13 protein-coding genes are annotated in these 13,964 nt (G+C 69.9%); 5 read left to right on the forward strand and 8 right to left on the reverse strand.

What is annotated here, in order from left to right; all coding sequences use genetic code 11:
- Positions 1-32: 32 nt before the first annotated feature.
- From ilvD to EGT29_RS24465, 4 genes are read right to left on the reverse strand one after another with little or no spacing between them, the layout of a single operon-like run.
- Positions 33-1,745: a dihydroxy-acid dehydratase gene (gene ilvD, locus EGT29_RS24450; protein ID WP_124691430.1), complete on the reverse strand. Its 1,713-nt coding sequence runs from the start codon at positions 1,743-1,745 to the stop codon at positions 33-35.
- Positions 1,746-1,783: 38 nt separating this feature from the next.
- Complete coding sequence (locus EGT29_RS24455; protein ID WP_192901775.1) at positions 1,784-2,470, reverse strand: GntR family transcriptional regulator; 687 nt, start codon at positions 2,468-2,470, stop codon at positions 1,784-1,786.
- A 10-nt stretch (positions 2,471-2,480) separates the two neighbouring features.
- The gene (locus EGT29_RS24460; protein ID WP_124691432.1) at positions 2,481-2,987 is read right to left on the reverse strand and encodes an aromatic-ring-hydroxylating dioxygenase subunit beta; all 507 of its coding nucleotides are present in this window, start codon (positions 2,985-2,987) and stop codon (positions 2,481-2,483) included.
- Positions 2,984-4,300 (reverse strand): aromatic ring-hydroxylating dioxygenase subunit alpha, encoded by a 1,317-nt coding sequence (locus EGT29_RS24465; protein ID WP_124691433.1) that lies wholly within the window; start codon positions 4,298-4,300, stop codon positions 2,984-2,986. Before EGT29_RS24465 ends, EGT29_RS24460 begins: the two co-directional genes overlap by 4 nt.
- Before the next feature lie 160 nt (positions 4,301-4,460).
- On the opposite strand from EGT29_RS24465, the gene EGT29_RS24470 reads away from it, so the two are divergent.
- Both EGT29_RS24470 and thpR read left to right on the forward strand, forming a co-directional pair.
- Positions 4,461-5,426, forward strand: coding sequence for a glycerophosphodiester phosphodiesterase family protein (locus tag EGT29_RS24470; RefSeq protein ID WP_124691434.1), 966 nt, complete (start codon positions 4,461-4,463; stop codon positions 5,424-5,426).
- Positions 5,427-5,448: 22 nt separating this feature from the next.
- Positions 5,449-5,991: an RNA 2',3'-cyclic phosphodiesterase gene (gene thpR, locus EGT29_RS24475; protein ID WP_124691435.1), complete on the forward strand. Its 543-nt coding sequence runs from the start codon at positions 5,449-5,451 to the stop codon at positions 5,989-5,991.
- A gap of 9 nt (positions 5,992-6,000) precedes the next feature.
- Here thpR and EGT29_RS24480 read toward each other — a convergent pair whose 3' ends face one another.
- Together EGT29_RS24480 and EGT29_RS24485 are read right to left on the reverse strand one after the other, a co-directional pair.
- Positions 6,001-7,623 (reverse strand): sulfatase, encoded by a 1,623-nt coding sequence (locus EGT29_RS24480; protein ID WP_124691436.1) that lies wholly within the window; start codon positions 7,621-7,623, stop codon positions 6,001-6,003.
- Positions 7,624-7,627: 4 nt separating this feature from the next.
- Positions 7,628-8,611: a tripartite tricarboxylate transporter substrate binding protein gene (locus tag EGT29_RS24485; protein ID WP_124691437.1), complete on the reverse strand. Its 984-nt coding sequence runs from the start codon at positions 8,609-8,611 to the stop codon at positions 7,628-7,630.
- 184 nt (positions 8,612-8,795) lie between these two features.
- On the opposite strand from EGT29_RS24485, the gene EGT29_RS24490 reads away from it, so the two are divergent.
- Positions 8,796-9,728: an AraC family transcriptional regulator gene (locus EGT29_RS24490; RefSeq protein WP_124691438.1), complete on the forward strand. Its 933-nt coding sequence runs from the start codon at positions 8,796-8,798 to the stop codon at positions 9,726-9,728.
- A gap of 1 nt (position 9,729) precedes the next feature.
- Here EGT29_RS24490 and EGT29_RS24495 read toward each other — a convergent pair whose 3' ends face one another.
- Positions 9,730-10,587 (reverse strand): universal stress protein, encoded by an 858-nt coding sequence (locus EGT29_RS24495; protein ID WP_124691439.1) that lies wholly within the window; start codon positions 10,585-10,587, stop codon positions 9,730-9,732.
- A 145-nt stretch (positions 10,588-10,732) separates the two neighbouring features.
- On the reverse strand, positions 10,733-11,662 hold the full coding sequence (locus tag EGT29_RS24500; RefSeq protein ID WP_124691440.1) for a LysR family transcriptional regulator: 930 nt from the start codon (positions 11,660-11,662) through the stop codon (positions 10,733-10,735).
- A 131-nt stretch (positions 11,663-11,793) separates the two neighbouring features.
- On the opposite strand from EGT29_RS24500, the gene EGT29_RS24505 reads away from it, so the two are divergent.
- Entirely contained in the window at positions 11,794-12,771 is a 978-nt protein-coding gene (locus EGT29_RS24505; protein WP_124691441.1) for a tripartite tricarboxylate transporter substrate binding protein, read from the forward strand.
- A gap of 34 nt (positions 12,772-12,805) precedes the next feature.
- The gene (locus EGT29_RS24510) at positions 12,806-13,918 is read left to right on the forward strand and encodes a mandelate racemase/muconate lactonizing enzyme family protein (RefSeq protein WP_124691442.1); all 1,113 of its coding nucleotides are present in this window, start codon (positions 12,806-12,808) and stop codon (positions 13,916-13,918) included.
- Positions 13,919-13,964: the final 46 nt, after the last annotated feature.

Consider the following 13,964-nt stretch of genomic DNA (forward strand, 5'->3'; position numbering starts at 1 on the left):
GATGCTTCCTTTTCTTCGAATGCCGTGTCGGTTCAAGCGGAGGGGGCCGCCGGTTCGGGCCACTGCGCGCCGCCGTCATGGGTGACGGCGCCGGTGTCGGCCTGTCCCACGGTCTTGGCGTACTTGGACAGCAGTCCCGCCTTGTGGTTGGGCGCCGGCGGCTGCCAGGCGGCGCGGCGGCGCGCCAGCTCGGCGTCGTCCACCAGCAGTTCCAGGGTGCGCGCGTCGCCATCGACGCGGATGCGGTCGCCGTCGCGCACCAGCGCCAGGGTGCCGCCCGCGGCCGCCTCGGGCGCGATGTGCCCGACGCAGATGCCGCGCGTGGCGCCCGAGAACCGGCCGTCAGTCAGCAGGGCCACCTTCTCGCCCATCTGCTGGCCGTAGATCAGCGCCGTCACGCCCAGCATCTCGCGCATGCCGGGGCCGCCGGCCGGGCCCTCGTAGCGGATGATGAGCACGTCGCCCTCGGCGTAGCGCCGCTGGCTGACGGCCTCGGCGCAGGCGTCCTCACCGTCGAAGACGCGCGCGGGGCCCTCGTGCACGCGCTTGGCCAGGCCCGCGACCTTCAGCAGCGCGCCGCTGGGCGCGAGGTTGCCCTTGAGTACCGCCAGGCCGCCGTCGACCAGGATGGGCTGGTCGGCCCGGCGCACGACCTTCTCGTCGGGCGCCGGCGCCGCGCCATGCTCCTCGGCCAGCGTGCGGCCGGTCACGGTGATGCAGCTGCCGTCGATGTGCCCGCTGCGTATCAGCTCGCGTATCAGCACCGACACGCCGCCGATGTCGTAGACGTCCTTGGCCACGTACTTGCCGCCTGGCCGCAGGTCGCCGATGAGCGGCGTGCGCGCGAATACCGCCGCCACGTCGTCCACGTCGAAGGCGATGCCGGCCTCGTTGGCGATCGCGGGGATGTGCAGGGCCGCGTTGGTCGAGCCGCCGGTGGCCGCCACCAGCGCACAGGCGTTTTCCAGCGCCTTGCGCGTGACGATGTCGCGCGGCAGCGGACCGCCGTTCTCGATCAGCTTCATCACGATCTGGCCGGCGCGGCGAGCGATGTCCAGGCGCTCGGAATACACGCCCGGCACCATGGCCGAATTCGGCACGGTCAGGCCCAGCGCCTCGGCCACCATGGCCATGGTGTTGGCCGTGAACTGGCCGGCGCAGGCGCCGATGGTGGGTTTGCAGGCGCGCTCGAGCATCATGACCTTTTCTTCGGTCATCTTGCCGGTCTGCGCCGCGCCCACCGCTTCGTACGCATCCAGCACCGTGATGTCGCGCCCCTCGAAACGCCCCGGCAGCGCGCTGCCGCCGTAGACGAACACCCCCGGCACGTTGCAGCGGACCAGGCCCATCATCGCGCCGGGCAGGGTCTTGTCGCAGCCGCCGAACGCCACCAGGCCGTCGTGCGCATGACCGTGCACCACGGCCTCGATGGAATCGGCGATCAGTTCGCGGCTGACCAGCGAGAACTTCATTCCCTCGTGGTTCATGCCTATGCCGTCGGACACCGAGATGGTCGAGAACTCCCGCGGCGTGCCGCCGGCCGAGGCGACGCCCATGCGCGCGGCCTCGACCTGCGGCGCGTGGGTCATGTTGCAGGGGCTCAGGTCGCCGCGCATGCTGACGATGCCGACCATGGGCTTGGCGATGTCCTCGTCGTCCAGGCCCGTGGCGCGCATGAAGGCGCGGTGCGGCGTCCGGTCCAGGCCCTCGCGGGTGATGTCGGATCTCAGGCGCTTGGTTTTCATTCTCTTCTACTCCGGATTCTGGGTCTTCGTTGCCGGCCTTATCGGCTCATGGCATCGGGCACGGCGCTGAGCCGGTCGAACACCCAGCTCACGTCGGTCTCGATGAATTTTCGTGCCTGCGCGTAGTCCCCCGCGCGCAGGGCCATCACGGCCGATTCGTGCAGGCGGTCGGCGGCGATGGTGTCGGTGTGCAGGAACTCGCGCGTGGCGCGCAGGTAGGCGCCCGATTGCAGCCAGAGACTGTCTATCATGGCCAGCATGACGGGCGACTGCGCGGCCTGGTAGATGGTGTAGTGGAAGATGCGGTTCTTCTCCAGGCTGTCGATCAGCCCTTCGCGCGAACGGCGCGCCACGGTGATCTCGGCGGCCAGCTGCTCCAAGTCGTCCAGCTGGCGGACGGTCAGCCGCGGCCCCGCCCACTCGGTAACGGTGCCCTCGACCAGCACGCGCGAGCGGCGGATGTCGTCCAGCCGCTCGCGCGTGATCAGCGGCACGCGCACGGTGCCGCTGCGCATGGGTTCCAGCCCCTGCTGCGCCACCAGCTGCCGCAGCGCTTCCCGCACCGGCATGGTGCTGGTCTCCAGCGCATTGGCCAGGTCCTGGATGCCCAGCAGCTGGCCGGCGGGATATTCCCCGTGCATCAGCTTGTTGCGCAGGGTCTGATAGACCGCGTCGGACACCGAGGACCGCACGACGGGCTTGATGTCGCCCAGGGCAGGGAGCATGGCAGCCATCCTAGACGCAATAGAAATCGAGCATGGTGGGAATGACGTCGTTCATCAATACGATCTTCTTGGCGGCGATGCGCCAGCCGTCGCCCTCGGGCCGGAGCAGGTGCTCGTAGCGGCCGAAGAACGTGTGCTGGTCGCGATGCTTGACGTTGTAGACATGGCAGGTCCAGGCCGACTCGACCCGCACCCGGCCTTCGCCGGCCGCCGTCGCCACGCATCCCGTCACGGCATGGCACGTCCGGGGCAAGGGCGTGGACGCCACCGACAGCCCCGACCTCACCCGCCAGACGCGATCCTCCAGGCCGGCGCGCGCGGCGCAATACATCAGCGACAGTTCGCTGTCCGGCGACACCGACAGGCGATGCTCGTCGGTCCAGGCGGGCAGCCAGAAACTCGCGTCCTCGGCATACAGCGACAGCCAGTCGTCCCAGCGCTGCGCGTCCAGATGGGCGGCCTCCTGGAACACGACGGCCTGCGCATCGGCCCGCACTTCCAGCGCCAGTCTGCTCATTTCAACTTCCTCGACCAGTTGCGATAGAGCGCGTGGAACACGGTCTCGTCGCTCATCTCGAACGGCCCCGAGATCGACGTATCGGGCGCGATGTCCAGTTCCGCCGCATGGGCGTCAGCCCCCCGCACCACCCGCCCCATGCCGCGCGCATAGCCTTGCTGCCATTCGATCTCGCCGCTTTCGAAACCGCGCTGGCAGTCCTCGAAGGTGACCGTGTCGTCCGGCGTGGCCAGGCCGCTGGGATTGAAGAAATCCTCGTACTGGCGCAGGCGCTGGCGCCGTTGCTCGGCCCCCTCGCCCACCGGCGCCAGGCAATAGGAGGTGATCTCGGTCAGGTCCACCGCCAGCGGGCGGATGACGCGCATCTGCAGGGCCGCATTGGAAGCCAGTTGCAGATTGGGGAAGACATTGCACTGGCGCGTACGCAGCATCCACTCCGCGCGCGTATCGCCCATGCGCGCGCGCAACTCGGGCAGGCGCGCATACAGGGGATGGTTCTCCACTGGCGAGGTGGTCCACACCAGCGCGTGTCCGTTGGGAAAACCGAAGGACCCCATCATTTCCTCGCGCTTCTTGCCGCCGGCCTGCCAGATCGCCGCCTCGACGTCGGTGCGCCCGGCCATGCCCGAACGTCGGTCCAGCAGCCGCAGGTAGGACGGATGCGTGGACGTGAAGTGGTAGGCGTCGGTGGAATTCTCCAGCTGCAGCTTCCAGTTGGCGCGATAGGTGTACGTGACCGCGCCGGGCACGATCTCCAGGCCCGCTTCGCTCTGGTCGACCGCCATGTCGATGAAGCGCCGGATGTCGCCCAGGTGTTCTTCGAGCGGTGGCACCTCCGCCGTCAGGCTGGCGAACAGGAAGCCGCGGTATTCCGCGAAACGGGCCACGGGCTGGAGGTCGTGGCTGTCGTCGTCGAAGGCGGCGGGATAGTCGCCCTGGGCCTTGCCCTTGACGCCCAGGTTGCGCCCGTCGCTGCCGTAGGCCCAGCCATGGTAGTGGCAGACATGGGTGCGGCGATTGCCGCGCCGTTGGTGGCAGACCAGGGCGCCCTTGTGGCGACAGGAATTGTGGAAGCAGCGCAGCGCGCCGTCCTGCCCCCGCATGACGACCAGCGGCTGGCGGCCGATGCTGGTCGTGAGGTAGTCCTGCGGATCGGGCACCTGGGAGACATGGGCGACGAACACCCAGCCGCCGTGGAAGAAGCGGTCCATTTCCCGGGCGTAGACGTCGTCGCGGCGAAATACGTCGCGGTGGACGCGGAATACGCCGTCCCCCGGCCTGTCGTCGATGAGGTGGGCGATGTCTGCCGGCATGGGTCCTCTGAAGTGCGCGCCAGAATTCGATCTTGGATATTCGATCTTTGATCAAATCCTAGCAAGCGAGTGACCATGAGGGCCACGGGGGTTTACCCGGGCCGGGCCACTCCGGCGGAAGGCCCGCGTAAACTGCGTTCACTTTTGCGAAACCGACGACATGAAGACGATCGCCGCGCTCGTGGCCCTGGCCGCCGTGGCGCTATGGGCCGGCAATACCTCGCTGTTCCACGCTCCCCGGGACGGCCACCCGTTTCCCCTGGCGCACCGCGGCGTGCACCAGGCCTATGCCGTGCAGGACCTGGACGCCGACACCTGCACCGCCGCCAGGATCCGGCCGCCCGTGCACGGCTATATGGAAAACACGCTCGCCTCGATGCGTGCCGCCTACGACGCCGGTGCCCAGGCCGTCGAACTGGACGTGCACCTGACCCCGGACGGGAAATTCGCGGTCTTCCACGACTGGACGCTGGACTGCCGCACCGACGGCCACGGCGTCACCCAGGACACCCCCATGACGGTGCTGCGAACCCTGGACATCGGCCATGGCTATACCGCCGACGGCGGCGGGACCTGGCCGCTGCGGGGCCGCGGCGTGGGCCAGATGCCCACGCTGGACGAGGTGCTGGACGCGTTTCCCGGCGGCCGTTTCCTGGTCAACTTCAAGAGCCGGCGGGAAGAGGAAGGCCGGGCCCTGGCGGACATGCTCGCGGCCCGTCCCGCCTGGCGCGACGCGGTCATGGGCGTCTACGGCGGCGCCGAGCCCACCCGCGCCAGCATTGCCCGCGTCCCCGGCCTGCGCGGCTACGACCGCGCCTCCACGCTGTCGTGCCTGCTGCGCTATGAACTCCAGGGCTGGAGCGGCATCGTGCCCGATGCCTGCCGCAATACGCTGGTGATCGTGCCGGTCAACTACGGGTGGGCCCTGTGGGGCTGGCCCTATCGTTTCTCCGCTCGTTTGCGCGAAGCGGGCAGCGAGGTCATCGTGATGGGCCCCTATTCGGGCGGCGGCTTCAGCTCGGGCATCGACACGCCGGCGGACCTGGCACGCGTGCCGGCCCGCTTTCCCGGCCACGTCTGGACGAACCGGATAGAAACCATGGGCGGCCTGATCCGGGCACACTGAACCGGCCGGGGTATCCTAAGGCATGCCCGCCACCGCCTCCGACCGTTCCCGCTGCTTCATCGCCCTTGGCCCCGACGACGACACGCGAGCCCGCCTGGCCGCGCTGGGCGCCAGCCTGCCGCCGGCACGCCTGCTGCCCGCCGACCTGCATCTGACCATCGCTTTCCTGGGCAGCCTGACGGCCGATCACGAGACCCGGCTGCGCGCGGCGCTGGCACCTCTGGCGCGCGCCCTGCCCGTGCTGGACGGAGAATCGCTGGAACTGTGGCCACAGCCGGCCCGGCCGCGCGTGGCGGTGGCCAGCTTCTCGCTGCCCGCGCCGCTGCGCCGGCTGGTCGAGGACACGCAAGGCATCGTGCGCGGCATGGGGCTGCCGGTGGAGGGCCGCCCCTTCCGGCCGCATGTGACACTGGCACGCTTCAAGGCGGGCCAGTCCATGCCGGACCTGCCCCGGCCGATGCCGGCGATTCCGCCGGCGCGCTTCGGCACGCTGGGACTGTATGCCTCGGCGCCGGCCGGATCGGAATGGCGCTATGCCGCGCTGTTCAGGTTCGACCTGGCCTGAGCGCCGGCCTCAGGCCTGCGCGCTGGGCAGGGGCGAACTTTCCGACAGGCGGATCATCTCCACCGCCAGCGCGGCCACCAGGCGATCCCGCTGGCCGCGGGCCGACGGCTCGTTCCACAGGTCCTCGACCTCGTGCGGATCGGTTTCCAGGTCGTAGAACTCGCACACCGCCGGATCGTCCGACAGCGTCAGCCGGTAGCGGCCGTCGAACAGCGTACGCACCTTGAAGCGGCGCGGCCGTCCGAACGCGTATTGCAGGGGCTCGCTTTCGACCACGATGCCGGCGCGTTCCGGCGCCGGCGCGGCGTCGCCACGGATGGCCGGCAGCAGGTTCGCGCCCTGGATACCGTTGAAGGGCGCCAGGCCCGCGCGCGCCAGGATGGTCTGCGCAATGTCTAGCGTGCCCGCCACGCCGTCCACCACCGCGCCGCGCCGCTGCCCGGGCAGTTGCGGGTCGTGCCAGATGAACGGGACCTGGGTCACGCTGCGATAGTGCATGACGCCCTTGAGCGCGATGCCGTGGTCGCCCATCATCTCGCCATGGTCGGAGGTGAAGATGACCACGGTGTCCTCGCGCAGCCCCAGTTCATCCAGCCTGGCCAGCACCCGGCCGACCGAATCGTCGACCAGGCTGATCGAGCCGTAGGTCAGCGCCGTCACCTCGCGGCACTCGCGCTCGTTCAGCGCGAACGGCACGTAGGCCTCGCGCGAGGCGCCCGCGCGGGTGCGCTCGTGCACGGCCCGCAGCAGCGCCGGCATGTTCTCCTGGTGGAAAGAGGGCGGCAGCGGAATATCCGCGGGGTCGTACATGTCCCAGTACTTGCCGGGAGGCGTGAACGGATGGTGCGGGTCGGGGAACGAGCACTGGATGAAGAACGGCGCATCATCGTCCCGCTGCGCATGCCGGGCCAGCCATTCGCAGGTCTGTTCGGCCACGTAGGTCGAGGGATACAGTTCCACCGGCATGCGCGTGCGCCAGGCCTGCGGCGAATCGTAGCGGTCGTCGGGAATGGCGTTCTCGCGGCCGCGCAGGCTGTCGGGGTCGGGATGGCGCTCGGCCAGCCAGCGCGCGTAGTCGCCCTGCACGCGGTCGCCATGCATGGTGCACAGGCGCACGTCGTCGAAGCCATAGAACGGCGTCTGCACGTGGAAGGACGGATCGGCCTTCCAGTAGGGCGTCCACTCGTTGTCGTAGTCGCGGCCGCGCCGGTGATGCCGGTGCGCGTCTTTCATCGCGTCCGAAGGCGGCGTGCCGCCGTTCAGGTTTTCCCAGCCGCGTATGGGCGGGTTGTTGTAGCCGAAGTTCTGCAGGTGCGACTTGCCGATCAGCGCCGTCGCGTAGCCGGCGTCGCGCAGCAGCTCGACGAAGGTGACGTCCTCGCGCGACAGCGGGATACCGTTATGCAGCACCCCGTGCAGCGAGGGCATGCGGCCGGTCATCAGCGTGGCCCGGTTGGACATGCAGGTGGGGCTGGCCACGTAGAACTGCGAGGCCCGCACCCCGTCGCGCGCCAGCGCGTCGAGATGGGGCGTGCGCACGATGGGATTGCCGTAGCACCCCAGGTGGTCGGCCCGCTGCTGGTCGGTCATGACCAGCAGGATGTTGGGCCGCTTGGAAACGCGCGGGTCCATGCGATCAATCGGCCGAGATGTTGAATTCCTTGACGATCCTGCCGTAGCTTTCGTACTCGGCCCTGGCCATGCGGGCAAGGTCCTCGGACGAGCCGCCCAGCGGCACTTCCCACTGCTGCTTGAGCTTGGCGGCGGTGTCCGGTTGGCGCAGCACGGTGTTGAACTCCTGGTTCAGCTTCTCGACCACAGCGGGCGGCGTGCCCTTGGGCGCGAACACGCCGTACCAGGCGCCGGTCGCGGTGTTGGGGTAGCCCTGTTCGGCCAGCGTGGGCAGCTCGGGCATCAAGGGCGAACGCTCCTTCTCGGCCATGCCCAACGCCACCAGGCGGCCGGCGGCGATGTGCTGCGCCACCACGCCGATGCTGGCGTACGTGATCTTCACGTGGCCGCCCAGCACGTCGGCGATCGCGGGCGCCACGCCCTTGTAGGGCACGTGCAGCATGTCCACGCCCGCCGATTTCTTGAACAGTTCGCCGGCGATGTGCATGGGCGAGCCGCTGCCCGGGGTGGCGTAGGCCAGTCCGGGCTGCTTCTTCAGCAGCGCGACCAGTTCCTTGGCGTTCTTCACGCCCAGCGACGGGTGGGCCACCATCATCATCGCGCCCTTGGACGGCGCCACGACCGGCACGAAGTCGTTCAACACATCCAGATTGACGTTCGTGCCCTTGGACAGTACGTGGGGAGCGATCAGGAAAGTGTTGGGCGCGAACAGCAGCGTATAGCCGTCGGCCGGCGCCCGCGCGACGGCGGAGGCGCCCATCATGCCGCTGACGCCCGGGCGGTTCTCGACGATGACGGACTGGTGCAGGCGCGCGGCCAGCTTCTCGCCCAGCATGCGCGCGCCGATGTCCGGCCCGCCGCCGGCGGGGTAGCCGACGATGATGGTGATGGGCTTGGCGGGGAAGTCGTTCCCTTGCGCATGCGCGGTCAGCGCGGCAAACGGCAGACAGCCCAGGGCCAGGGCGAATTTGCGAAGCAATGCGTACATGGAGGCACCTATGAGAATGCGGGGCGGACGACGCCGCGCGGGGCGCGGCCGGCGCCTCCGAACGCGGAGAAGGGCAGATTCTTCCCTGAAAATCGGCCCGCCTCCACCCCAATAACGCCTCATTAGGGCGCAATTCGTCCCGCCTGCCGATAAAATCGACGCTGCGCGATCGACGGAGGAAGAAGTGGATGTATTGAGCGAGGTTCTGTCCGGCTGCCGGGCCGACAGCGCCACGACCGGCCGCTTCACGCTGCATGCCCCGTGGTCGCTGGAATCGACGGGCCTGCAGGGCGCGATGTTCCGCATCGCCCGGGGCGCGCCCTACTGGATACAGCCCGAAGGCATGGCGCCCGTGCGGGTGCCCGCGGGCGACCTCGTCGTGCTGCCGCGCGGCGGCCGGCACACCATTTCGTCCGAGCCGGGGCTCGCGCCCGTTCCCTTCGCCGAGGTGCTGGCGGCGCACGGCATGCGCGAACGCGGGGAAAAGCCGCTGGTGTTCACGCACGGCGAAGGCGGCACGCCCACCGAACTCTTCACCACCATCGTCGACTATGGCCCCGTCGGCCAGAACACCGTGCTGCGCTTCCTGCCCGGCCTGATCCACCTGCGCGAGGACGACGTGAACCTGGCCTCGTGCCTGGCGCCGACGATGCGGCTGTTCATCGAGGAAAGCCTGAACCGCGAGCCGGGCTGGAAACTGTCGGCCGCGCGCATGGGCGACCTGCTGATGGTGCACGTGCTGCGCGCCTACCTGCTGCGGCACCGCGACACCGAGCCGAACTGGCTGCGCGGCCTGGCCGACCCCAAGATCGCCCAGGCCATCATGCTGATGCACCGCTGGCCCGAGAAACCCTGGACCCTGCCCGCGCTGGCCGACGAAGTCTGCATGTCGCGCTCGCGTTTCAGCGCGCGCTTCCGAGAGCTGGTGGGGGTGTCGCCGATCTCCTACCTGACGGCGCGCCGCATGGAGCGGGCCGCCGAACGGCTGCGGCTGGGATCGGTGCGCCTGGCCGACGTGGCCGAACTGGTCGGCTACGGCTCGGAGAAGATATTCGCCCGCGCCTTCCGCCGCTGGGCGGGCGTGCCGCCCGGCGAATACGGGCGGCGCGCCGGCTAGGTCAGGGCTGCCGCTGGCGCACGATCAGCACGTCGCAGGGCGTGTGCTGGATCAGCTGTTCCGCCACGCTGCCTATGGCCGTGCGCAATATCCCCGTGCGGCCGTGGGTGCCCACCACCAGCAGCTCGGTGGGATGGCGCGCCACGTAGTCGGGCACCACGTCCTCGGGCAGGCCGTGCTCGATCTTCCATTCGATGTCGGGCCGGTTCAACAGCGCCGCGTTGCGCTTCATGAATTCGGCCACCTCGTTGTCGGCCCGCGCCCTTGCCTGTTCCACCACGGCCGCCTCGGCATGGGCCTGGTGAGTGGAGAAGGCATGGAACAACAGCGGGCGCGCAGCCGGGAACAAAGTCAGCGCCGCTTGCAGGGCCTGGCGCGATCCTTCCGAGAAGTCGACGGCGGCGACGAAGTCGCGATAGTCGTGATGCGGGCGTTCGCGCACGACCAGGATGGGCTGGACGGCCTCGCGCGCCAGCTTCTCGACCGTGGTGCCCAGCAACAGGCGGCCCAGGGTCTCGTCACGGGCCACGCCGGTGACGATGAGGTCACAATGGCGCGCCTCGGCCGTCTTGCGGATGATCTCGACCGCGTGCCCCGTTTCCAGCACCAGCTCGGCCTGGACGTCGACGCTGCCCAGCCCGGCCCGGAAGCGCCGTTCGGCGGCATTGCGGTCGACCACCTGGCCGCGCCGGGCGGTCAGCACGTCGCCCAGCGACGTCTCGTTCACGCACACCGCGACCAGCTTGGTGCCATGCTCGCGCGCCAGTTGTACGGCCCGGTCCTGGGCACGGTCGCAGCGTGCGCTCAGGTCGGTGGCAAGCAGGATGCAGCGCAGGTTTTCGGTGGAGGGTCCTTCCATGCTGATCTCCCTGGTGTGGCGGACGCGGCGGCGCGCGTGGGGCGGCCCGCTGGGCGGGCGAGGATCCGGAGGCGGAACGGGAAAACCGCGGATCGCACGGCGCTCCCGTCGGACCTACGATACCAACGGAAGGCGACCCTGCCAATCACGACGACGCGCGGGGGGCCTCGCGCTCGACCATGGCGCAGGCGGCGATGTAGTCCTCCAGCCGCCGCGCCGCCGCCGACAGCGGCCGCCTGTCGTCATGGGCCAGCCACAACCCCATGGTCATGGGCGGCCCGCCGGGCGACAGCTCGGCCAGGAGGCCCGACTCGATATCCTGCCGGACCGTCCTGGCCAGCACGCACCAGATGCCCACGCCCGCCGCCGTCAGTTCCCGCACCATGCCCGACTCGGTGGCCCGCGAGGCCACCGGCGTGCCGGCGATGCCGGCGGCGCGCAGCATGTCGGCCATGTGGATCGCGAAGCCCGAACGATGCGCCGCCCGCACGAACTTGTGCCGGGCCAGTTCGCGCGGCGGCACCGCGCCCCGCCCCGCCAGCGGATGGGAAGGCGCCGCCACCAGCGCGAAACGCTCGACGCCTATGGCCCGGCCCGCCACGCCCTCCGGCGGCCACCGGCTCAGGAAGCAGCCCAGGTCGGCGCTGCCGTCGCGCAGTTGCGCGAGGACTTCGTCCAGCGTCCCGGCCACCATGGCCAGCTCATACTCGGGATGCTCGCGGGCGAAACCAGCCAGCGCGGACGGCAGCACCGAGTTGGCCACCGGCCGCTGGCAGGCCAAGACGATGCGCCGTTCCCCGGCCCGGCGGTCGCCGCCAAGGTCCTCGGACAATCGCGCCGCATCGTCCAGTACCGCGCGGGCATGCGCCAGCACGCGCTCGCCCGCCTCGGTCAGCGTGGCGCGCCGGCCGCGCTGGCGCAGGAACAGGGCCGTGCCCGCCCGGCGCTCCAGGGCCTGGATATGCTGGCTGACCGACGGCTGGGCAATGTCCAGCTGCTGGGCGGCGCCGGCGAAGCTGCCGGTCTCGGCCACCGCCACCAGCACCTCGAGTCCGCGCGGGGACAGGCTGATCATGCATCCTCCGATAGGTCATTACCTATATCTCATATAGGCTACCGGCCCGTTGCCCCGGGCCACCCCGGACGATGATACTGCCTGGCTTCCAGGGCGCCACCCGCGGCGCCCCACGATGACAGGAGACTTCCATGAAACGCTTGCTGGCTCCCGCGCTGGCCCTGGCGGCACTGCTGGCCTGGGGAGCGCCCCACGCCCAGCCCCGCCCCGACTTTCCGTCCAAGGGCGTGCACGTCATCAACCCTTTCCCGCCCGGATCGCCCGTCGAATACGTCGGCCGGCTCGTCGCGCAGAACCTGGAGCAGGCCTGGGGCAAGTACGTCGTCGTCGAAAGCCGCTCCGGCGCCGGCGGCACCGTGGGCGCCAACTACGTGGCCAAGGCGGCGCCCGACGGCCACACGCTGCTGGTCACCACGGCCTCGCCCATTTCCTTCGCCGCCGCGCTATACGAGAAGCTGCCCTACGACCCGGTCAAGGACCTCGCGCCCGTCTGGGGCATCGTCACCCCCGGCCAGGTCGTGGTGGTCAACAGCCAGCTTCCCATTCGCACGCTGGCCGAACTCGTGGCCTACGCCAAGGCCAACCCCGGCAAGCTGTCGTACGCCTCGTCGGGCATCGGCACCGTGCAGCACTTCGGCGGCGAACTGTTCCAGGCCCGCACCGGCACCAAGCTGGTCCACGTCCCCTACCGGGGCGGGGCTCCGGCCGCCACCGACCTGGCCGGCGGCCACGTTCAGGTCATGTTCGATTCGCTCACCAACCAGTTGCGCAACATCGAGTCGGGCAAGGTCCGGCCGCTGGCCATCCTGCGCTCGCGGCGCGACGGCAAGCTGCCCGACGTGCCCACCGCCGCCGAGGCCGGCGTGCAAGGCGTGGAGGTCGTCAACTGGATCAGCCTGTTCGCGCCGGCCGGCACGCCCGCCGACGTGCTGCGCGCGCTGCGCCAGACGACGAAATCCGTCATGGCCACGCCCGACAACGTCGCCAAGCTGACCGAGACCTTCGGCGAAGCCCAGGTCCTGGACGGCGAGCAGCTCGCGCGGATGATTCCGACCGAAGCCCGCACCTACATCGAGCTGGTCGAGCGCGCCGGCATCCCCAGGCAATGATCGCGGCTCCGGCCGCTCCACGCAGGAACCCCGCATGAAAATCGTCCGCGTCGAAACCATCCTGCTGACCATCGCGCTCAATCGCGACTATGGCGGCAGCGTCTACAGCGTGCCGCGCAAGAACGCCATCATCACCCGCATCCACACCGACGAGGGGCTGGTTGGCCACTGCGTGAACGGCGAAGGCAACTTCGAGGTCCACCGGCAGGCGCGCGACATCGTCGACCAGGAACTGGCGCCGCTGCTGATCGGCCAGGACCCCACCGCCATCGAGACCCTGTGGTCGCGCATGTGGGCGGCCACCCATCGCGGCGGCCGCGACAAGTGGGCGGCCGTGCGCGCCGTGGCGTGCGCCGACAGCGCGCTGTGGGACCTGCTGGGCAAGCGCGCCGGGCTGCCCCTGTACCAATTGTGGGGCGGCGCGCGCCACACGCTGCCCATCGTCGCCATCGGCGGCCAGTACCGGGACGGCTACGCGCCGCAGGACTACGGCGCCGAGATGGAGGAATACCGCGCGCTGGGCCTGGCCGGCTGCAAGTTCAAGGTAGGCGGGCGCGGGGTCGAGGAAGACCTGGCGCGCACCCGCGCCGCGCGGCGCGCGGGCGGCGACGATTTCGTGCTGTTCGCCGATGCCAACCGCGCCTGGAGCCGCACCCAGGCCCTGGCCTTCTGCCGGCAGGCGGCGGACCTGGACCTGCGCTGGTTCGAGGAACCCTGCCATTGGGACGACGACCGGCGCGACCTCGCGCTGCTGCGCGCGCAGACGGGCATGCCCATCGCCGCCGGCCAATCGGAGATCACCACCCAGGACTGCCGCGACCTGATGCTGGACGCCGCCATCGACGTCTGCAACCTGGACGCGAGCTGGGGCGGCGGCCCCACCGCCTGGCTGCGGGTGGCCCGCATGGCGGCCTGCTTCGGCGTGCAGATGGGCCACCACGGCGAACCCATGGTGGGCTCGCACCTGCTGGCCGCGGTGGAAAACGGCACCTACGTCGAAACCCACCACCCCGACCGCGACCCGATCTTCCACCAGATGCTGATCGGCCGCGGTGCGATCGAGAACGGCCATTACGCCCTGCCGCAGGGGCCGGGCTGGGGCGTGGACTTCGATCCGGAGTTCATCGAGCGGTACCGGACGGACTGACCCGGCCCAACGTGAAATCCGGGAACCGCTTCCGTTCCTGAATTTC

The sequence above is a fragment of the Pigmentiphaga sp. H8 genome, from assembly GCF_003854895.1.
Lineage (GTDB): Bacteria > Pseudomonadota > Gammaproteobacteria > Burkholderiales > Burkholderiaceae_B > Pigmentiphaga.

Coding starts and splice junctions, on each gene's coding strand:
- ilvD (WP_124691430.1), bottom strand. CDS start 1,745: ATGAAAACCAAGCGCCTGAGATCCGACATCACCCGCGAGGGCCTGGAC.
- EGT29_RS24455 (WP_192901775.1), bottom strand. CDS start 2,470: ATGCTCCCTGCCCTGGGCGACATCAAGCCCGTCGTGCGGTCCTCGGTG.
- EGT29_RS24460 (WP_124691432.1), bottom strand. CDS start 2,987: ATGAGCAGACTGGCGCTGGAAGTGCGGGCCGATGCGCAGGCCGTCGTG.
- EGT29_RS24465 (WP_124691433.1), bottom strand. CDS start 4,300: ATGCCGGCAGACATCGCCCACCTCATCGACGACAGGCCGGGGGACGGC.
- EGT29_RS24470 (WP_124691434.1), top strand. CDS start 4,461: ATGAAGACGATCGCCGCGCTCGTGGCCCTGGCCGCCGTGGCGCTATGG.
- thpR (WP_124691435.1), top strand. CDS start 5,449: ATGCCCGCCACCGCCTCCGACCGTTCCCGCTGCTTCATCGCCCTTGGC.
- EGT29_RS24480 (WP_124691436.1), bottom strand. CDS start 7,623: ATGGACCCGCGCGTTTCCAAGCGGCCCAACATCCTGCTGGTCATGACC.
- EGT29_RS24485 (WP_124691437.1), bottom strand. CDS start 8,611: ATGTACGCATTGCTTCGCAAATTCGCCCTGGCCCTGGGCTGTCTGCCG.
- EGT29_RS24495 (WP_124691439.1), bottom strand. CDS start 10,587: ATGGAAGGACCCTCCACCGAAAACCTGCGCTGCATCCTGCTTGCCACC.
- EGT29_RS24500 (WP_124691440.1), bottom strand. CDS start 11,662: ATGATCAGCCTGTCCCCGCGCGGACTCGAGGTGCTGGTGGCGGTGGCC.
- EGT29_RS24505 (WP_124691441.1), top strand. CDS start 11,794: ATGAAACGCTTGCTGGCTCCCGCGCTGGCCCTGGCGGCACTGCTGGCC.
- EGT29_RS24510 (WP_124691442.1), top strand. CDS start 12,806: ATGAAAATCGTCCGCGTCGAAACCATCCTGCTGACCATCGCGCTCAAT.